General features: G+C 66.2%; 17 protein-coding genes. 8 read left to right on the top strand and 9 right to left on the bottom strand.

The features are described 5' to 3' along the window. Window positions 1–442: 442 nt before the first annotated feature. Window positions 443–2,131, top strand: a complete 1,689-nt coding sequence (locus ACZ46Y_RS10745) for a DEAD/DEAH box helicase (protein WP_311956275.1) — start codon at window positions 443–445, stop codon at window positions 2,129–2,131. A gap of 212 nt (window positions 2,132–2,343) precedes the next feature. Next, the gene (gene nfi / locus ACZ46Y_RS10740) at window positions 2,344–3,045 is read left to right on the top strand and encodes a deoxyribonuclease V (protein WP_311956276.1); all 702 of its coding nucleotides are present in this window, start codon (window positions 2,344–2,346) and stop codon (window positions 3,043–3,045) included. On the opposite strand, the gene ACZ46Y_RS10735 is transcribed toward nfi, so the two are convergent. Further along, a complete protein-coding gene (locus ACZ46Y_RS10735; RefSeq protein ID WP_311956281.1) occupies window positions 3,014–3,688 on the bottom strand; it encodes a gamma-glutamyl-gamma-aminobutyrate hydrolase family protein in 675 nt (224 codons plus the stop codon). The genes nfi and ACZ46Y_RS10735 overlap by 32 nt on opposite strands. Before the next feature lie 56 nt (window positions 3,689–3,744). After that, window positions 3,745–4,752: an amidoligase family protein gene (locus tag ACZ46Y_RS10730; protein WP_311956283.1), complete on the bottom strand. Its 1,008-nt coding sequence runs from the start codon at window positions 4,750–4,752 to the stop codon at window positions 3,745–3,747. A gap of 188 nt (window positions 4,753–4,940) precedes the next feature. On the opposite strand from ACZ46Y_RS10730, the gene ACZ46Y_RS10725 reads away from it, so the two are divergent. Further along, a complete protein-coding gene (locus ACZ46Y_RS10725; protein ID WP_311956286.1) occupies window positions 4,941–7,391 on the top strand; it encodes a mechanosensitive ion channel family protein in 2,451 nt (816 codons plus the stop codon). A 56-nt stretch (window positions 7,392–7,447) separates the two neighbouring features. Further along, the gene (locus ACZ46Y_RS10720; RefSeq protein ID WP_311956287.1) at window positions 7,448–8,860 is read left to right on the top strand and encodes a hypothetical protein; all 1,413 of its coding nucleotides are present in this window, start codon (window positions 7,448–7,450) and stop codon (window positions 8,858–8,860) included. Window positions 8,861–8,885: 25 nt separating this feature from the next. On the opposite strand, the gene ACZ46Y_RS10715 is transcribed toward ACZ46Y_RS10720, so the two are convergent. The 6 genes from ACZ46Y_RS10715 to ACZ46Y_RS10690 all read right to left on the bottom strand — a co-directional run bounded on the left by ACZ46Y_RS10715 (window position 8,886) and on the right by ACZ46Y_RS10690 (window position 13,205). Continuing rightward, window positions 8,886–10,013: an aminotransferase class V-fold PLP-dependent enzyme gene (locus tag ACZ46Y_RS10715; protein WP_311956289.1), complete on the bottom strand. Its 1,128-nt coding sequence runs from the start codon at window positions 10,011–10,013 to the stop codon at window positions 8,886–8,888. A gap of 145 nt (window positions 10,014–10,158) precedes the next feature. Then, window positions 10,159–10,929: a deoxyribose-phosphate aldolase gene (gene deoC / locus ACZ46Y_RS10710; RefSeq protein ID WP_311956290.1), complete on the bottom strand. Its 771-nt coding sequence runs from the start codon at window positions 10,927–10,929 to the stop codon at window positions 10,159–10,161. Between the two features lie 72 nt (window positions 10,930–11,001). Continuing rightward, window positions 11,002–11,352 (bottom strand): DUF4870 family protein, encoded by a 351-nt coding sequence (locus ACZ46Y_RS10705; RefSeq protein WP_311956292.1) that lies wholly within the window; start codon window positions 11,350–11,352, stop codon window positions 11,002–11,004. 34 nt (window positions 11,353–11,386) lie between these two features. Continuing rightward, window positions 11,387–12,313, bottom strand: coding sequence for a lysophospholipid acyltransferase family protein (locus tag ACZ46Y_RS10700; protein ID WP_376717591.1), 927 nt, complete (start codon window positions 12,311–12,313; stop codon window positions 11,387–11,389). Between the two features lie 4 nt (window positions 12,314–12,317). Then, entirely contained in the window at window positions 12,318–12,707 is a 390-nt protein-coding gene (locus ACZ46Y_RS10695; RefSeq protein WP_311956300.1) for a DUF4870 family protein, read from the bottom strand. A 78-nt stretch (window positions 12,708–12,785) separates the two neighbouring features. After that, window positions 12,786–13,205: a VOC family protein gene (locus ACZ46Y_RS10690; RefSeq protein WP_311956305.1), complete on the bottom strand. Its 420-nt coding sequence runs from the start codon at window positions 13,203–13,205 to the stop codon at window positions 12,786–12,788. Between the two features lie 182 nt (window positions 13,206–13,387). On the opposite strand from ACZ46Y_RS10690, the gene ACZ46Y_RS10685 reads away from it, so the two are divergent. Both ACZ46Y_RS10685 and ACZ46Y_RS10680 read left to right on the top strand, forming a co-directional pair. Then, a complete protein-coding gene (locus ACZ46Y_RS10685) occupies window positions 13,388–14,197 on the top strand; it encodes an enoyl-CoA hydratase/isomerase family protein (protein ID WP_311956308.1) in 810 nt (269 codons plus the stop codon). A gap of 82 nt (window positions 14,198–14,279) precedes the next feature. After that, window positions 14,280–15,266 (top strand): lipid A deacylase LpxR family protein, encoded by a 987-nt coding sequence (locus tag ACZ46Y_RS10680; RefSeq protein ID WP_311956310.1) that lies wholly within the window; start codon window positions 14,280–14,282, stop codon window positions 15,264–15,266. Between the two features lie 9 nt (window positions 15,267–15,275). Here ACZ46Y_RS10680 and yghU read toward each other — a convergent pair whose 3' ends face one another. Then, window positions 15,276–16,136, bottom strand: coding sequence for a glutathione-dependent disulfide-bond oxidoreductase (gene yghU, locus ACZ46Y_RS10675; RefSeq protein ID WP_311956312.1), 861 nt, complete (start codon window positions 16,134–16,136; stop codon window positions 15,276–15,278). A gap of 149 nt (window positions 16,137–16,285) precedes the next feature. On the opposite strand from yghU, the gene ACZ46Y_RS10670 reads away from it, so the two are divergent. Both ACZ46Y_RS10670 and ACZ46Y_RS10665 read left to right on the top strand, forming a co-directional pair. Continuing rightward, window positions 16,286–17,155, top strand: a complete 870-nt coding sequence (locus ACZ46Y_RS10670; protein ID WP_311956314.1) for an MOSC domain-containing protein — start codon at window positions 16,286–16,288, stop codon at window positions 17,153–17,155. 133 nt (window positions 17,156–17,288) lie between these two features. After that, window positions 17,289–17,717 (top strand): OsmC family protein, encoded by a 429-nt coding sequence (locus ACZ46Y_RS10665; protein ID WP_311956316.1) that lies wholly within the window; start codon window positions 17,289–17,291, stop codon window positions 17,715–17,717. Window positions 17,718–17,776: the final 59 nt, after the last annotated feature.

Here is a 17,776-nt window from a genome sequence, read left to right as displayed (position 1 = left end):
CGTGGCGCCGGCCTGTTTTTTTGCCGTGCGCGTGCAAAACATTCGTTCGGCGGATGTTTTCTGATGAGAAGATGGCGCGCTTTGTCAATTTCACCGCACGGGTGAAATTAGCGCAGCAAGGTCGCCACAGCGGACGGACTGCCTAGCGCTACCCGTTCGTATGCCAGGTGCGACCGGCGTCTCAGACTCTCTGTTTTCAGCCGTTGTTGAGTCACATTGCTATTGAGTCATTTTATTTTTGGATCACATTAGGGTGATCGGCTCGTGGCAATCGGCTCGTTGAAACCAACTTTTTGAAACCGGCTCCTGTTGACTGCTTATGCCCGACGTGGCGGCAGTGTCAGGGCGGCTGACCGGCGTTGTCGGAGGCCGTTCAGGTCTGGAGTCAGAGACGCTTTTGATGTTTTTTGCCGGAGCTTTCCGGCCTACCAAGGTGTGATTAATGACCTCGACTTCTGTCGCTTCGCCGAGTTTCGGCGATCTTGCTCTGTTGCCTGCCGTTTTGTCTGCCGTGGAAAGTCAGGGCTATACAGAGCCTTCGCCCATCCAGGCGAAAACGATTCCCGCGCTGCTAGAAGGCCGCGACATGCTCGGCCAGGCTCAGACCGGCACGGGCAAGACCGCCGCCTTTGCGCTGCCGCTGCTGTCTCGTCTCGACCTTGAGCGGCGCGAACCCCAGGTGCTGGTGCTGGCGCCGACCCGCGAGCTTGCCCAGCAGGTAGCGGTCTCCTTTAGCAAGTATGGCCAGGACATCAAGGGGCTGGAAGTGGCGACCCTGTGCGGCGGCCAGGAATACCGCGAGCAGCTCTCCGCGCTGCGCCGCGGTGCCCAGGTAGTAGTGGGCACGCCGGGCCGGGTGATTGACCACCTGGACCGCGGTAGCCTGAAGCTTGGCGGCCTGTCGGCGCTGGTTCTCGACGAAGCCGACGAAATGCTGCGCATGGGCTTTATCGACGACGTCAAGCGCGTGGTCGCCGACACGCCGAAGGACGCCCAGCGGGTGTTTTTCTCGGCGACGCTGCCCACCGAAATCGAGCGCATCGTCAACCGCTACCTGGTCGATCCGGTGAAGGTGACCATGGGGTCGAGCGCCTCGACGGCGGACAACATCGAGCAGCGCGTGGTCCGCGTGGACGGCGGTGCCAAGCTAGAGGCCCTGTCGCGGATTCTGGAAGTCGAACCGGTGGACGCCGCCATCGTCTTCGTGCGTACCCGTGCGGCCTGCACCACGCTTGTGGAGCAGCTCACCGCCCGGGGCGTGAATGCCGCCGGCCTTTCCGGGGATCTCGACCAGAGCCTGCGCGAGCGCACCATTACGCGCCTCAAGCGCGGCAAGGTCGACGTGCTCATCGCCACCGACGTGGCCGCGCGGGGGCTTGACGTGCCGCGCATCACCCACGTGGTCAACTACGACCTGCCCCAGGACAGCGAAGCCTATACCCACCGCATCGGCCGTACCGGTCGTGCCGGGCGCAGCGGCATCGCGATCACCTTCGCCGGCTTCCGCGAAGGCCGCAAGGTCGGCTGGATGGAGCAGGCCACCGGGCAGAAAATGGCCGACATGCCGCTGCCCGACGAAGCCGCGATTCGCGCCCACCGGGACAGCGTTTTCCATCAGCGCGTGGTCGCGTCCCTGACCCAGGGCGCCGACGAGCAGCGCGCGCTGGTCGAGCGGCTGGTGGCAGAAGGCCACGATCCCGTCGAGCTGGCCTGCGCCTTTGCGCAAATGGCCCGGGCCGACGAAGCGCCCATTGGCCGCCTCCAGGCGCCGCGCAAGGAGCGCGCCCCGCGCGAAAGCCGTAACAGCAGCGGCCCGCGCCGGGACCGCGGCCCCAGCGAAGGCATGATCCGCTACCGCGTTTCCGTGGGCCACAAGGACGGCGTCAAGCCCGGCCAGCTGGTCGGCGCGCTGGCCAACGAAGGCGGCATTGAAGGCGCGCGTATCGGCCGCATCGATATCCGCAACGCCTTCTCCGTGGTCGAACTGCCCAAGGGACTGCCGGCCTCGATCCTGGCGAAAATGGCCCGGGCCAAGGTCTCCGGCCGTCCGCTTGAGATCAGCGAAGACCGCGGACCGGAGCGCGCCCCGCGCCGCCGCGACGGCGAGGCGCCGGTGCGTCGCCGCGCCTGATCCAGGCCGCGGTACCAACGCCGTCGGCTAGCGCTTAGCGACGGCCCGCCAGCACCCCCGTGCCGCTTATCCCGGTGCGGGGGTGCTGTGGTTTGGATGGGCGTCTGAGTGAGCGCCCGGGCGCTTGGTACCGCTTTTCACTCACGTTTTCCACCCGCTTTTTCCACCGGCTTTTTCGCCAACGTATCCGCAACGCCGTCTCAGGAGAGGCTATGTCCGTGCTGCCCCCGGAAACCCTGCATGAATGGAACCTTGCCCCGGCGGATGCCATGGCGCTGCAGTCGCGGCTGGCCCGGCGCGTGGTGCTTGAAGACCGCATCGCTCCGGTGCGCCACGTCGCCGGGGTGGATATCGGCTTTGAAGACGACGGCGCCACGACAAGGGCCGCGGTGGTGGTGCTCCGGTGGCGGGAAGAGGGCGCGCCGTTCGAGGTGGTCGAGCAGGTGGTTTACCGTGAGCCCACGCGCATGGCGTACATCCCCGGGCTCTTATCGTTTCGCGAAACCCCGGCGGCGCTGGGCGCTTTTGCACGCCTTGAGACCCGGCCCGAGCTGGTCATGGTCGACGGCCAGGGCATTGCCCATCCGCGCCGGCTGGGCGTCGCCTCGCTGCTGGGGCTGTGGCTCGATCTGCCGGCCATCGGCATCGCCAAGTCGCGGCTGTGCGGCCGCCACGCCGAAGTGGGCGAAACCCGGGGCGAGCGGGTGCCGCTCGAGCACAAGGGCGAGGTGATCGGCACGGTTTTGCGCTCGCGCACCCGGGTCAAACCGCTGTACGTGTCGCCCGGGCACCGGGTCAGCCAGGCCACGGCCCTTGAGTGGACGCTGCGCTTTTTGTATCGCACCAAGCTGCCCGAACCCACCCGGCTGGCCGACCGCCTGGCTAGCCGTCGCGATGCGCCCGGGCGGCCTTGACCAGCGCGCGGATCAGGCGCTGCTGGGGGCGGTTGAAGATCAGCCATTCCGGGTGCCACTGCACGCCGAGTAGAAAGTCGTGGCGGCGGGATTCGATCCCCTGCACCAGGCCGTCGCGGTCCCGGGCGACGATCTCCACGCCCTCGCCGGTACGGTTCACCGCCTGGTGGTGAAGGCTGTTGACCCGGCACCAGCGCACGCCCAAGAGCGCGTGCAGCCGGCTGTGTTCGGTGATGTCCACGGTCTTGCGCGGAAGCACGGTGCGCCGGCGCTTGAGCCCCTCGTGGGTGGTGTAGATGTCCGGGTCCAGGGTGCCGCCCAGGTGGACGTTGATCAGCTGGGCGCCCCGGCAGATGCCCAGCACCGGCGTAGCCAAAGGGATGAAGTGTTCGAGCAGCGCAAGTTCCAGCCTGTCGCGCTCGGGGTCCACGCGCACGTCGAGCTGGAGCTCGGCGTCGTAGAGGTTGGCCTGGATGTCATCGCCGCCGCCGATGATCAGCCCGTCAAGATGCGCCGGGCGGGCGCGACTCGGGGACAGGCGCAGCGGCTGGCCGCCGTGGCGCCAGACGGCGAACCAGTCGAACCACCAGGCCAGGCGGCTTTTTCGGTCGGAAGTGGTGATGCCGATAAGGGGGCGTGACATACGGCTTGGGCGTTCCTGATGGTGGCAAAGGGGTAAATGGGCGGCGGGGCAAGCGCCTAGCGCGAATGGAACAAGCGGCGCAGCTTATCGGCCCAGCGGCGATAAAACGGCCGGCTGTGGTCGGCAATATAGGCCGCGCTGCGCTCGGCCAGCGCCTGGCGGTCGGCGGCGAGCTTTTCCACCTCGACCCAGCGGTTCCACTCGGTAACGGCCCCCCAGCCGGGCTGGGACAGCTGGGCGTTGGGCAGCCGATAGTGAAACGTCGGCCGGGGCTTGGTCAGCCGGCTGTGCAGCAGCGCGTGGGAATGCTCGGGGCAAAGGTGGGCAAACAGCGGCAGCATGTCCAGCTCGCGGTTGCGCGTGGGGTTGTCGTGGAGGTAGTCGTCGATCAGCTCGGCCAGCTTAGGCCGATAGTCGGCGGCGAGCACTTTGAGCGCGTAGTCCTTGGGAAAGGGGTTGGCGTGGGGCAGCACTTCGCGGGTGATGTCGACCTTGATGTCGTCGCGCAGCCAGGGCGCCAGCAGCAGATAGGCCTGGAGCATGGCGCGGATATCGTCATCGGCCGGCGAGGCAATTTCGGGGTTGAGGTGCAGGCCAAAGCCGTACAGCAGGCTGGCGTCGGTGCCCTTGGCGCCGTGTTCGCGCAGGGCGTCAAACAGGCGATCGAGGAGGTCGAGCTCGTTCCAGGGGATCGGCGGGCAGATGATCTCGGTGGGCACAAGCCCGGTGACCATGTCGCCGATGAGCTCGCGAGTCTTCTGGTGGAACTCCGTGCGCAGCTGGTGCTGGTGGTGCGCCCATTCGCCGTCAAGCGCGATGCGGTCGTCGAGCACTCGTCGGTCGGGGTGGGCATACTGGGTATCCAGCTCGATGACGAACTCGCCCCAGCGGGTGTTTTCTACCTGTAGCCGGTGGGGGCTGACCGCGTTAAGCTCACCGCCGAACAGCTCGCGCACGACCAGCGCGGTATCCCTTGGCGGCAGGCCGGCAAACTCGATTTCCACGCCGACGCGGCGAATGCGGCCCTGGGCGTTGCGGGGGGCGGGGGGAGCTTGCAGCGTCATCGGCCGTCCTGTGAGGTGAACCAAAAGTGCGCTCAGATTATCATATCGGGCGGGGCGCATATCGGCTTGCGCGACACATCGGAACAAAGGCAGGCCAAATCCGGCCGCCCGCCGGCCCTGAGCCGGCGACGCGCCCGGCTATCAGCCGTTTTCACGATCACGTTCAGGATCACGTTCAGGAGAGGCAAGTGCGACAGCACACTATTACGCTCAGCGCCCTGATATTGGCGTTTTTCATCGCGATGCTGACGCTTGTCACGCCGGCGCATGCCCAGGGGGTGTCGCTGCCCGGACTCAAGCAGGAAGCCGGTCAGGAAACGACCGACAGCGCGTCGCTGCAGCAGTCGCTCGATGACATTATCGCCACGCTGGAAGACGGCCAGCAGCGCGAGCAGCTGCTCAAGTCGCTGCGCGACCTCAAGGCGGCGGCCGACGCCTCCGTGGAAAAAAGCGGCGGCCGCCAGGGGCTGCTGGGGGCGCTTGCCGATACCCTGACCGACATCAACGAGCAGGCCCAGGAGGGCGGAACGCCGGCCGAGCAGTGGGCCGAGCAGCTGCGCGAAGGAGGCGCTGAGCTGCGCGAGCTGGTCAACCGCCCCGGGCGCGCCGGCATGATCCGCGCCGTGGCCGACGGCGCGGTGCTGGGCATCGTTTGGGTAGGACTGTTGGTGATCATGATCGCCCTCGGGCGCCTGCTTGCGACCCGCCGGGGCTGGCCCCATGACCTGCCCCGGGACCCGCGCGGCCGGCTTATGGCGATTCACTTCTTCCGCCGCATGCTGCCCTGGGTGCTGGCCTTTGCCGTGGTGTTCGGCCTGGGGCAGATCATGCCCTCAAGCCCCGGGCGCGCGGCGGTGCTGGTGGTGGCCTACGTCTGCGTGTGCGGTCGGGCGCTGTCGGTGGTGTTTGAAACCGTGATCGCCTTTTTCAGCAGCGGCCACCGCTTTACCGCCGTGCGCCTGCTGCAGCAGCGCGCCCTGCGCACCCTGTTCATGATCGGGGCGCTGATTGCGCTGGGTGACGCGCTGATTTCCAGCCGCCTGGTGGAAATGCTCGGCGAAGACTTCTCCGGTCTGGTGTCGGTGCTGGCCAATATGCTGGCAGCGCTGGTCGCGGCTCGCTTTATCATCAAGTTCAAGCGCCCCATCCGCCACCTGATCTGCAACCGGCCGTATCAGCAGCGCCGGGATGCGGGCACGGCCGTCGAGCTCAGTCGGGCGCTGGGCGGCATGTGGCACGTCCCCGCGCTGCTGCTGGTGGGCGGCTCGCTGCTGGCGATTTTCATCAGCGTGGGCGACGTGGGCTCGGCGCTGGCGCGCTCGATCATTTCGGCGAGCCTGCTGGTGCTGACGCTGGTCGTGACCGGGCTTCTGCGCCGCCACGGCGAGCGGCGCAAGAGGCGCCGGCGGCCGCCGCGCTACCGCGAGTATCGCCGCCGCCTGGCCCGGGTCGGCTTTGTGCTGGCGCACATCTGCTCCTGGATGGTGTTTGCCGAGCTCTTCATGCAGGTATGGGGCGGCTCGCTGTTCGGCCTCGGCCAGGAAGGGGTGGCCGGGGCGCGCATCGGCAAGGCGCTGCTCAGCCTGGGGGCGACGATGCTGCTTGCCTGGCTGGTGTGGATCTTTGCCGATACCGCGATCCAGCGGGCGCTGGTGTCGTCAGCCAAGACCCAGGGGCGGCGGGTCAACCAGGCCCGGGCTCAGACCATCACGCCGATGATCCGCAACGTGATTTTCGTCACCATCCTGATCATTGCCGGCATCGCCGGGCTTGCCAACCTCGGGGTCAACGTCACGCCGCTCTTGGCCGGTGCCGGGGTGATCGGTCTGGCCATCGGCTTTGGCGCCCAGACCCTGGTGCAGGATTTGATCACCGGGATCTTTATTCTCATCGAGGACTCGCTGGCGGTGGGCGACTTCGTCGAGATCAACGGCCACATGGGCACCGTCGAGGGGCTCACGCTGCGCACCGTGCGCCTGCGCGACCTGGACGGCATCGTTCATATCATCACCTTCAGCCGCTTTGACTCGATCCACAACATGTCGCGCCAGTTCGGCATTGCGCTGATGAAGATCCGCATTCCGTTCTCCATGCGCATCGACGACGCCATCACGCTGATGCAGGAAACCGCCCAGGAGCTGCGCAACAACCCCATGATGCGCCACTACATCTGGGCGCCGCTGGAAATGCAGGGCATTCACGCCTTTGAAGAAGGCTGCCCGATTCTGCGGATGCGCTTTCGTACCGCGCCGGAAATGCAGTGGGACGTGGCCCGGGCGTTCAACCTTTTGCTCAAGCAGCGCATGGAAGCCCAGGAAGTGGATCTTGGCGTGCCGCGCCTGAGCCTGAGCATGGAGGCAAGCTCCGAGCGCCGCTGGGAAGACGGCGAAGGCGACGACGGCGTGACGACCCTGGACGATGGCACCGCCCGAGGCGAAGAGCCCGCCGGCGTCAACGACGAGGAGCCCAAGGAAACCCACCGGCCCACGCCGCCCAAGCCCGCGCCTACGCCCACGCGCCGGGAAGAAGCCCGGGAGCAGGCGCTACACCGGACCCAACCCAAGCCCCAGGGGCAGGGCGAGCCCAGCGGCGAAACCCGCGCGGGAAGCGGCGATGAAGGCGACGGTGACGGCGACTAGCCGGGGCCGCAACACTCAGCCAAACAGACAGCGAAACGGCAAGGAGCGATGCCCAGGTGGTCCACGTAGAGCGAAAAAACAGTTTTCAGCTGCGCCTTTCCCGGCGGCTGGAAGAAGAAACGTCGCACACGCTGGACGTCTATTTATTTGTGCCCGGTGAGCTTGGGCTAAGCACCGAGCTGATTGCCGAAGACGCCTTTTATCATAGCGCCATTCAGGTGTCGCGGACCTACCACAGCGAGGCCTATCGCCTGCCGCTGGTGCACAGCCGGCTGGCCAGCCGCAACCAGCTGGGCAGCGAATCCTATCGTCTGAGCCTGAGCCTTTACGCCTACCAGTACGTGGAGGCTCTGGAGCGCACCACGCGCTCTCTGCTGGACAGCGCCCGGGAGCTTCGCCAGCGCCCGCCGAATACGGACGAGGCGCTGAACCGCGAAAAGGACGCCGCCTTTGATCAGTCGGTGCGCGAAATGGTGTCGCTGAGCGACGGTATCCTCAAGCGGATGCGGCGCAACCGCCCAAGGGACGACCGGCTCTACAAATACTTTGCCAACATCGACAACTATCTGTCGTGGTTTACCGAGCAGCAGCTGCTGGCGGTGGTGGCGTATATGCCGCGTTCGAGCGAGCTGACCCCGCTCAAGCGCGAGCTGATCGCGGTGTGCGAAGCGGAAAGCGGCTATCGCCGGGAGCAGCAGTATAACGCCGAGCGGGTGATGAACGACCCCACGCGGATGTCGAACAAGATGCGCCTGCTGCGCCGGCTGATCGAATACCCGATTACCCTCAAGCAGCGCAACCGGGAGCTCGGCGGCGGCGAGCAGAAAGCGGTCAAGGCGCTGGCCACGGCAGTGGTCATGGCCTTTGTGTCCTTCGCCGTACTGCGCGTGCGCGACCAGCTGGGGGACATCACGGCGCTTTTTATCCTGGCCATGGCGGTGCTGTACGCCATTCGCGAGGTGTTCAAGGACGACTTGCGCAACACCCTGTGGCACTGGCTGCGCAAGGGGCGGCCCAAGTGGCGCCGGGAATATCGCGATGCGACGCGCAACGTGCTGGTCGGCCGCCAGCTGGAGTGGTTTGACTACAAGCGCTACGCGTCGCTCGACCCCTCAATACGCGAGATGCGCCGGCGCAAGATGGCCCAGCGGGAAGAGGTGGTGCTGCACTATCGTTCGAGCTCGCGGATGTCGCCCACGCGGTTTCTCAGCGGCTACCGGCACACCCGGGAAACTCTGAGCCTGGACGTGTCCCAGCTGACCCGGCTGATGAGCCGCAGCACCCACCACGTTTATCGGCTGAAAGACGGCCAGGCGGTGCGCGAAAGCGTTGAACGCCGCCATCTGTTCAACCTGGTGGTGCGCGAGACCGAAAACCACGCCGGGGCGCACCTCGCCCGCTGGAAGGTGGTCATCAGCCGCTCGGGTATCGTTGCCGTGGACAAGGTGGCCGACAGCAACGAGGCCTGAGGGGAGGCGTTGCCCGCAGGCTGGGCTACTCCTTCAGCGCGTCGAGGGCGCGCTCGAGGTTGTCCACGCTGCGCTCGGGATGGTGCAGCTTGTCGAGGCCGAAAAGGCCGATGCGGAAGGTCTGGAAGTTGTCGCCCTCGTCGCACTGGAGCGCTACGCCGCCGGCGACCTGCACGCCCTGTTCGGCGAGTTTGGCCGGTAGCCCGGGATCGTCGGTATAGCACACCACCACGCCCGGCGCCTCGAAGCCCTGGGCGGCGACGCTGATAAAGCCGTGGCGCTTGAGCATGGCGCGCACGGCTTCGCCGACCACCTGCTGCTCCTGCTTGACCTGGGCAAAGCCGTAGTCGCGGGTCTCAAACATGATGTCGCGCAGGGTGTAAAGCGCGTCCGTGGGCAGGGTGGCGTGGTAGGCATGGCCGCCCTTTTCGTAGGCCTGCATGATGCCGTGCCAGCGGGCAAGATCGCAGGCAAAGCTGCTGCTTTGGGTTTGCGCGAGGCGCTTTTCCGCGCGCTCGGAGAGCATCACCATGGCGCAGCAGGGCGAGCCGCTCCAGCCTTTCTGCGGCGCGGTTACCACGACGTCGATGCCGAGCTCCTGCATGTCGACCCACAGCGTGCCGGCGGCGATGGCGTCGAGCACAAAAAGCCCCCCAACCTCGCGGGTGGCGTGTGCCAGAGTGCGCAGATAGTCGTCGGGCAGCTGCATGCCGGCGGCGGTTTCCACCTGGGGGGCAAACACCACGGCGGGCTTTTCCGCGCGAATGCGCTCGGCGGCTTCTTCAGCGGGGACGGGGATGAACGGCGAACGTTCGTCGCCCGGATTTTGGCGGCGGGCCTTGAGCACGATTTGCTGATCGGTCAGCCGGCCCTGCTCGATAATTTGTGTCCAGCGGTAGCTGAACCAGCCGTTGCGGATCACCATCACTTTCTGGTCGGTGGCGAACTGGCGGGCCACGGCCTCCATGCCGAAGGTGCCGCTGCCGGGGATGATCGCCGTGGCGTCGGCGCGGTAGACGTCTTTCAGCGTGGCGGAAATATCGCGCATGACGTCCTGGAAGCGCTGGGACATGTGATTCAGCGCGCGGTCGGTGTAGACCACGGAGTATTCCAGCAGTCCTTCCGGATCGATATTGGGCAGCAGGCCGGCCATGGTGATCTCCTGATGAGTGACGCGCCGGCGCCCGGCGGCCACGTGGGTTGTGCGGGTGGGCTAAGGCTGCCCGGCAAGGCGCCGGGCGGGAATCAAGAATACGAGGAATCGCGCCCCGGGGAAAGTAGCGCCGGTGCAGGCGCCATCAGGCCGTATCGGGAGAGCCGGCAAGGGTAGCGACCAGGTGGGGCAGCAGGGCAGTAGAGCCAAAGCGCACGTTCTTCGGCGTGATCCAGGCAGGCCCCATGATGTCTGCCACCAGCGACAGGTAGGTGGCGGCGTCGTCGGCGGTATCAATACCGCCGGCGGCCTTGAAGCCGACCTTGCCGCCGCTTTCCCTGATAGCGTTGAGCATGACGGACGCGGCCTCGGGCGTGGCGCCGGCGGCGACCTTGCCGGTGGAGGTCTTGAGGAAGTCGGCGCCGCCTTCGATGGCGATTTCGCTTGCCCGCAGAATCTTGGCGGGATCCTTAAGCTCGCCGGTTTCGAGGATGATTTTCAGCAGCGCCTGGCCGCCGCAGGCCGCCTGGCACATCTCCACAAACTCAAGGCAGGTGTCTTCGTCGCCGTCGAGCAGGGCGCGCCAGGGCAGCACCACGTCGACCTCATCGGCGCCCGAGGCCACGGCTTCCCGGGTTTCCCGGGCGGCGGCCATGATGTCGCCGCTGCCCTCGGGGAAGTTGGCGACCGCGGCAATCTTGACCTCGCCGCTCAGCGTGTGGGCGGTCAGGGCGCGCCGCGCGGCCACCACGAACTGCGGGTAGACGCACACCGCGGCCGGGTGGCCAAACGGCGTTTTGGCCTGCTGGCACAGCGACTCGATGTCGGCGTCGCTGTCCGCCGTGTCAAGGCGGGTCACATCCAGCAGCGGAAGCGCCTGGCGCGCGGCTTGTAGCAAATTGATCGAGGCTGGCATGGGGGATCTCACTGGTTGATGAAAGCGGTATCGGACAGCGGGCCGGCAAGGCGGTGGCGGGGCAGCGCTACCTTACCAGAGCCAGCTGCCCGGCCGGGCTGGCGGGAGGCCGCGGCGCACCTTGATAAACCCGGTGACGCAGCGCACGGCCAGCCACACCGCCAGAAGCGGCCACAGGATGGCACCCAGGGCGAAAACGCTCAAGGCGAAGACGACGCAGAAATACAGCGCGCCGATCCAGAAGGTGCGGATCAGGTAGCGGTAATGGGGCCGCAGCCAGGGCGCGGCGTCCTTGCGATAAACGTAGGCCACGATCACGCCGATCAGCAGCGTGAGATTGGCGGTGACGATGCCGCCCAGAAACAGGGCGTAGACAATTTGCGGCGTGCGCGCCTCCTCGCGGGAGGGGTGGCGTTGGGTCATGGTGCGATCTCGTGGCGGGCGGATGGAGCCAGGGTCAGTAAAGCCGAAAGTCGCGGTAGTCGGGCCGTCCCTGCTGTTCTTGCACGACCTTGCGGTAGCGCTTGTATTCCCACTGGTACTGGGCCGGATCCAGGGCAATGGCGGCTTCGACGCTGGCGTTGACGCCGGTGGCCGAGGCCACCTCGTCGGCGCTGTAGACCTGCTCGTCGGCGTCGAGAAAGTGGATCTCAAAGCCCTTGCCGGGCACGCGCAGGGCGACCCCGGTCACCACCCGGGCTCGGGTGCGAGCCACCAGCTTGGACAGCAGCGTGGCGGTATAGGCGTCGCGGTGGAAAAACGGGGCAAAGACGCCGCTGCCCCAGCCGGGCTCCTGGTCGGGCAGGATGCCGATGGCTTCGTGACGCTTGAGCGCCTTGAGCAGCGCCGCCACGCCCCGGGCGTTGGTGGGCACCAGGGCGGCGCCCTGGCGCTCGCGGCCGTGGCGAATCACCGGGTCGAGCGCGGCCATTTTGGGCGGCTCGTACATGGCGGTGAACGGAAAGTGGCTGGACAGCCAGAAGTTGAGCACTTCCCAGTTGCCAAAGTGCGGGGCGAGCACGATCACGCCGCGCCCGTCCTGCCGGGCGCCGTCGAGCTTGTCGCGGCCGTGCACGGCGACAATGCCGGCGGCTACGCGCTCGGGGGGCGCCATCCAGGCGTGGCCAAGCTCGAGCATGGTGGCAGTGGAATGATGCAGGCTGCGCCGGGTCAGCGCGCGGCGGCTTTTGGCATCAAGCTCAGGGTAGACCGCCGCCAGGTTGCGCCGGGTCACTTCGCGCTCGCGCTGGCTCAGCCGGTAAACCAGCGCACCGGCCAGGCGCGCCAGGCGCCACAGCCGGGCGTGTGGCCAGCCGGAAAGCCGACGCCACAGCCAGACAACGGCGCCGGCCCGGCGGCTGCGAGCAGGGGGCATAGCCGTCATACGCTTACAGCAGCCAGCTATCGACGTGGTGCGGCGCGCGCTTTTCCTGCACGCCCTTGAAGCCTTTGACGCAGCGCACGATAAACCACACCGCCAGCGCCAGCAGCAGCGGAAAGCCGATAACGATCAGCGTCAAAAGCGTCGCGACGCTTGCGTAGAGCAGGCCGATCCAGAAGGTGCGGATCTGGTAGCGGTAGTGCTCGTCGAGCCAGGTCGGGCCGCTGCCGCCGTAACTATAGGCGATGACCACGCCGATGACGGACGTGAAGCCGACGACGAAGCTCGCCAGGTAGAGCGCGTAAACCACGGTGACCATGGTGGTATCCGGCGAGCGGGGCGTCTCGCTTACCACTTCGCCTTTTCCGGGAGCCTGCTGGGTGGCACCCTCGTTCATATGCATTACCTCTGTTGTTTCGCCGGCGCCGTTCGGACAGCCGCCCGGGAATCATGGTACCCCGGCGCGGCGCCGGGTTCATCGGTAGGCGTCGTCTTCCGGCGGAATTTTTTCCGGCTGGCGCAGCGGGCGGGCGATTTCCAGCAGGTTGCCGTCGGGATCGCGCAGGTAAACGGATTCAATGGGGCCGTTGGCGCCCTGGCGGTCGACGGGCCCCAGCTCGATATCGATGCCCAGGGCGTCCAGGTGCTGTTTGAACTCGGCCAGCGGCAGCTGGCAGCGTAGGCACAAATCCAGGCTGCCCGGGGTCGGCGTGGCCGAAATGGGGGCGATGTCGGTATCGGTCTGATGCAGGCGCAGGGCCGTGTCGCCAAGCATCAGGTCCACGCGCTGAGCGTCGCGGTAGCGCACATCCAGCCCCAGCACCCGGGAATAGAAATCCACAGCGCGGGTAATGTCGGTTACCGTGATGACCAGATGATCCAGTCCTGAAAGCATGGCACTTTCCTTGCGTCAAAAGTCGTAAAGCGAAAGGGATAAAAATAGGGATAGGGTCAAGAATACGCTGATGGGGCATTTCGACGCAAAAGCCTCGCCTCGCCGGGCGTGGCGGGAAATAACGACAGGCAACACTTTTGATAACCTTTTGGCAACGGATTGATGATGGAGATGCTGAAAACATGAACGCAAAGACAGAGACGACCGATCACAAAGGCGCGGCGGATAGCGTCGTTGAGTGGCACCGGCATGAGGGCGTGGTGCGGCTGACCGTCAATCGGCCCAAGGCCCTGAACGCCTTGAACGAGGAGGTGATCGAGGCCCTGAGTGCTGCCCTTGACGCCCTGGAGAGCGACGCTGAGCTGCGCGGCGTGCTGATCACCGGCGCCGGCGAGAAGGCCTTTGTGGCCGGCGCCGACATTACCCGCATGCGCGAGCAGACTGCCCCTCAGGCTCACGCCTTTGCCAGCCGGGCGCAGGCGGTCCTCAAGCGCCTTGAGCGCCTGCCGGTACCGGTGGTGGCGCTGGTCAACGGCTTTTGTCTGGGCGGCGGCTGCGAGCTGGCGCTGGCCTGCGACTGGGCGGTGGCAAGCGACAACGCCGTGTTCGGCCAGCCGGAAGTCCAGCTGGGCATTATCCCCGGCTTTGGCGGCACCCAGCGCCTGCCGCGCCGGGTGGGGCCGGCCATGGCGCTGGATCTGATCACCACCGGGCGCAAGGTCGACGCCGATGAGGCGCTGCGCATGGGGCTCGTTAACCAGGTGATGCCCCAGGCGGCGCTTGACACCTATGCCGAGACGCTCGCCGGAAACTTAAGCGCCAACGCGCCCAGAGCCGTGGGCACCGCCAAGCGTGCGGTACACGACGGCATGGAGCAGCCGCTGGACAGCGCGCTGGCGCTGGAGACGAGCCTTTTCGCGCTGTGCTTTGCCGGTGACGAGCAGGCCGAAGGCATGGCGGCTTTTGTGGAAAAACGCCCGGCCCGGTTTTGAGCCGGCTTTTATCTCGGCTAGGGAATTTTACGGCAAATCATGCTTTACTGATGCGCTTTCATTTCTCTTCAAGGAGCAAGGCATGATGTCGAACCGCCGAGCGCTTTTTCTGGTCATGGCGGCCAGCCTTGCCGCCGTCGCTTCACCGGCGGTGGCAAGCGATAACAGAGCCTTCAGCCTCAAGGTTGCCAACGACGGCATGATCAGCGACGACGACGGCCACTACACCAGCGGCGTGGCGTTTGGATACAGCTTTGCTCCCGACGCCGGCCACTGGACCCAGCGCCTGTCTCGGGCGCTGCCCGACGGGCTAATTCGGCGCGCCGAGCGGGCCGAATACCGGCTGGTGCACCAGATCTATACGCCGGACAATATCAAGACCTCGACGCTGATCGAGGATGACCGCCCCTACGCCGGGCTGGTGTACGGCGGCGTCTCGCTGTTCGGCACCGAGGCAACGGCCCGGGGGCGCGTGGCGACGGATCTGCATTTGGACGTGGGCATGGTCGGGCCGTCGTCGCTTGCCGACAGCATCCAGCAGGAGGTGCACCGCCGGCTTGGCAACAACCGCCCCGAGGGGTGGTCGCATCAGCTGGGCGACGAAGCCATCGTCAACCTGGCGGTGCAGCGCCAGTGGTGGCAGGAAATACCGCTTGCCGGCAAGCAGCTGGCCTACGGGCCCGCTGCCGGCGTTGCGCTTGGCAACTTGAACACCTATGCCAGCGTCGGCTACAGCGTGCGCTTTGGCGATGAGGCCAGAAGCGTGCCCAATCTGTCGCCGCACCCGGCCAGCAGCGCGGGCTTCAGCGCCGAGGACGGATGGCGCTGGTACCTGTTTGCCGGCACGGAGGGCTACTACGTGGCGCACAACCTGCTGCTCGACGGCAACACCTTCTCCAGCAGCCACTCGGTCAGCCGGCGCGAATGGGTGGGCGACGTCTCGGCCGGCCTGGCCCTAGGGTGGAACGATTGGCAGATGTGCTTCGCCGCCGTGCAGCGCAGCCGGGAGTTTCGCGGCCAGGATGACCCCGACAAGTTCGCCGCGCTGACGCTGGGCAAGCGCTTCTAGACCGAGCGGCTAGCCGATCTTGTCCTGGGTCCGGTGCTCGAAGTCGCTGGCGTCGTGGCGCTCTAAAAGCTGCTCGTGGGATTCGCCGAAGGAGCGGTTGACCATGCAGCCGCGCTTGACCTCGGGGCGTTCGGCGATGTCCCGGGCCCAGCGCATGACGTGCTGGTATTCGTGGGTCTGGAGGAACTCGGTGGCGTCGTACACCCGGCCCAGCGCCAGCTGGCCGAACCACGCCCAGTTGGCGATGTCGGCGATGCTGTAGGCGTCGCCGTTGAGGTAGCGGGTTTCCGCCAGGCGCTGGTTGAGCACGTCGAGCAGGCGCTTGGTCTCCATGGTATAGCGGTCGATGGGGTACTTCAGCGCTTCCGGCGCGTAGGCGAAGAAGTGCCCGAAGCCGCCGCCGACGAAGGGCGCGCTGCCCATCTGCCAGAACAGCCAGCTCAGCGTTTCGGTGCGCGCCGCCGGAGCCTTGGGCAGCAGCGCGTCAAACTGCTCGGCGAGGTATAAAAGGATGGCGCCGGACTCAAACACCCGCTGGGGGCTGTCCTGGCCGTGGTCAACCAGCGCGGGGATCTTGGAGTTGGGGTTGGCCTCAACAAAGCCGCTGCCGAACTGGTCACCCTCGCCGATATCAATGAGCCAGGCGTCGTATTCGGCGTCGTGGCCAAGAGCCAAAAGCTCCTCGAACATGATGGTGGCCTTGACGCCGTTGGGCGTGGCCAGGGAATAAAGCTGAAAGCGATGCTTGCCCACGGACAGCTTGCGGTCGTGGGTGGCGCCGGCGGTGGGGCGGTTGGTGCCGGCGAACTTGCCGCCGTTACCGGCTTCCCACTGCCAGACACGGGGCAGGGTATAGGACGTATCGCTCATGGTGATCTCCTGTGATAGCAACGGGGGTCGAGGATTCAAACGCTGGCGCCGTAACCCGTGCACTGCGGTTTCGGCAAAAAACCGGCGTAGCGCCGGGCAGCATTAGAGGCATAACATATGCCTGCCAAAGCCGCAAAAAAGGAGAGGCGATGCGCGTTGAGCAGCTGTATTGCTATCCGGTGAAGTCGCTGCAGGGCATGGCCTTGAGTAAGGCCTGCGTCACCGCGTGCGGGCTTGCCATGGACCGGCGCTGGATGCTGGTGGACGCCCAGCAGCGCTTTGTCACCCAGCGCCAGCGGCCGGCGCTTGCGACCGTCGGTGTGGCGCTGACGGACGAGGCGCTGGTGCTTTCGCACCCTCGCTGCGAGCCGCTGTCGGTGCCGCTTGAGATGCCGCCGGGGCGCAAGCTGCGCGTGGTCAGCGTCTGGCAGGATCAGTGCAAGGCGTACCCGGAAAGCGAAGCGGTGTCGCGCTGGCTACAGGCCGCGCTTGGCGAGGCGGGGCAGGGGCTTTCTTTAGTGCGCTTTGCGCCGGAGTTTCCCCGCGCGGTCGAGCCGGACTTTCTGGGCGGCGAAACGGCGCATACGCATTTCGCCGACGGCTACCCGTTTTTGGTCACGGCCACCGGCTCCCTCAACCGGCTCAACGACGCGCTTGAGGCTCGCGGGCGCTTGCCGGTGCCGATGAGCCGCTTTCGTCCCAATATCGTCGTGCGGACCGAGGATGCCTGGGCGGAAGACGGCTGGCAGCACTTGGAAACCCGGGACGGCAGGCTTGGCTGGACGCTGCGCAAACCCAGCCAGCGCTGCAAGGTCACCACCGTTGACCAGACCACCGCAGAGATCCCCGCGCCGGGCGAGCCGCTGAAAACGCTGCTCGAACTCGATTCCCAGCCGCACTTGAAGGGCGCACACTTCGGCCAGAACGCTACCCTTACCCGAGGCGACGGCGAATGGCTGCGCGTGGGCGAGCGGCTCTGCGAGCCTCCGCCGGAGGGTGACAGGCGTCTGCCGTCTTGATAAAGCCCCGGCTTCGCTGCACGATGGGACTCCCACGCCGTGACCTGTCGTTGCGCACAGCGGCAGGAAGCGGCCGCCAATCTGGCTACGAATAAAGCTAAGCTAAAATAACGTTACGCTAAGGAGTATCGCTATGGATCGTCATGCAAGCGCACACTGGGAAGGCGGACTGAAAGACGGCAAGGGTACGGTCTCAAGCGAGAGCGGTGTCCTCGACGCGCGCCCGTACAACTTCGGCCAGCGGTTTGAGGATGAAAAAGGCACCAACCCCGAAGAGCTGGTCGCGGCGGCGCACGCCAGCTGCTTTTCCATGGCGCTGTCGATGGTGCTGGGCGAAGCCGGCTACACGCCGGACGCCGTTGATACCCAGGCGAAGGTCACCATTCAGGAAGGCGACGGCGGCTTTGAAATCCCGACGGTCCACCTGGACGTGACGGCAACCGTGCCGGGCGCCGACGACGCGGCGTTCCAGAAGGCGGCCGAAGGTGCGAAGGAAGGCTGCCCGATTTCCAAGCTGCTCAACGCCAAGATCACCATGAGCGCCACGCTGAAAAACGCCTAGGCGCCGGGATGACTTGCCGCCCGTCGGCGGGAAGAGAAAAGCATAAAGCCCTGACGGCC

This window comes from Halomonas garicola (genome assembly GCF_055382465.1).
Note: the sequence above shows the minus strand (reverse complement) of the source record. Positions and strands in the feature narration are given on the sequence as shown.

What these genes read in the sequence shown, in the direction of transcription:
- ACZ46Y_RS10745 (WP_311956275.1), top strand. Translation starts at nt 443, where the DNA reads ATGACCTCGACTTCTGTCGCTTCGCCGAGTTTCGGCGATCTTGCTCTG.
- nfi (WP_311956276.1), top strand. Translation starts at nt 2,344, where the DNA reads ATGTCCGTGCTGCCCCCGGAAACCCTGCATGAATGGAACCTTGCCCCG.
- ACZ46Y_RS10735 (WP_311956281.1), bottom strand. Translation starts at nt 3,688, where the DNA reads ATGTCACGCCCCCTTATCGGCATCACCACTTCCGACCGAAAAAGCCGC.
- ACZ46Y_RS10730 (WP_311956283.1), bottom strand. Translation starts at nt 4,752, where the DNA reads ATGACGCTGCAAGCTCCCCCCGCCCCCCGCAACGCCCAGGGCCGCATT.
- ACZ46Y_RS10715 (WP_311956289.1), bottom strand. Translation starts at nt 10,013, where the DNA reads ATGGCCGGCCTGCTGCCCAATATCGATCCGGAAGGACTGCTGGAATAC.
- deoC (WP_311956290.1), bottom strand. Translation starts at nt 10,929, where the DNA reads ATGCCAGCCTCGATCAATTTGCTACAAGCCGCGCGCCAGGCGCTTCCG.
- ACZ46Y_RS10705 (WP_311956292.1), bottom strand. Translation starts at nt 11,352, where the DNA reads ATGACCCAACGCCACCCCTCCCGCGAGGAGGCGCGCACGCCGCAAATT.
- ACZ46Y_RS10700 (WP_376717591.1), bottom strand. Translation starts at nt 12,313, where the DNA reads ATGACGGCTATGCCCCCTGCTCGCAGCCGCCGGGCCGGCGCCGTTGTC.
- ACZ46Y_RS10695 (WP_311956300.1), bottom strand. Translation starts at nt 12,707, where the DNA reads ATGAACGAGGGTGCCACCCAGCAGGCTCCCGGAAAAGGCGAAGTGGTA.
- ACZ46Y_RS10690 (WP_311956305.1), bottom strand. Translation starts at nt 13,205, where the DNA reads ATGCTTTCAGGACTGGATCATCTGGTCATCACGGTAACCGACATTACC.
- ACZ46Y_RS10685 (WP_311956308.1), top strand. Translation starts at nt 13,388, where the DNA reads ATGAACGCAAAGACAGAGACGACCGATCACAAAGGCGCGGCGGATAGC.
- ACZ46Y_RS10680 (WP_311956310.1), top strand. Translation starts at nt 14,280, where the DNA reads ATGATGTCGAACCGCCGAGCGCTTTTTCTGGTCATGGCGGCCAGCCTT.
- yghU (WP_311956312.1), bottom strand. Translation starts at nt 16,136, where the DNA reads ATGAGCGATACGTCCTATACCCTGCCCCGTGTCTGGCAGTGGGAAGCC.
- ACZ46Y_RS10670 (WP_311956314.1), top strand. Translation starts at nt 16,286, where the DNA reads ATGCGCGTTGAGCAGCTGTATTGCTATCCGGTGAAGTCGCTGCAGGGC.
- ACZ46Y_RS10665 (WP_311956316.1), top strand. Translation starts at nt 17,289, where the DNA reads ATGGATCGTCATGCAAGCGCACACTGGGAAGGCGGACTGAAAGACGGC.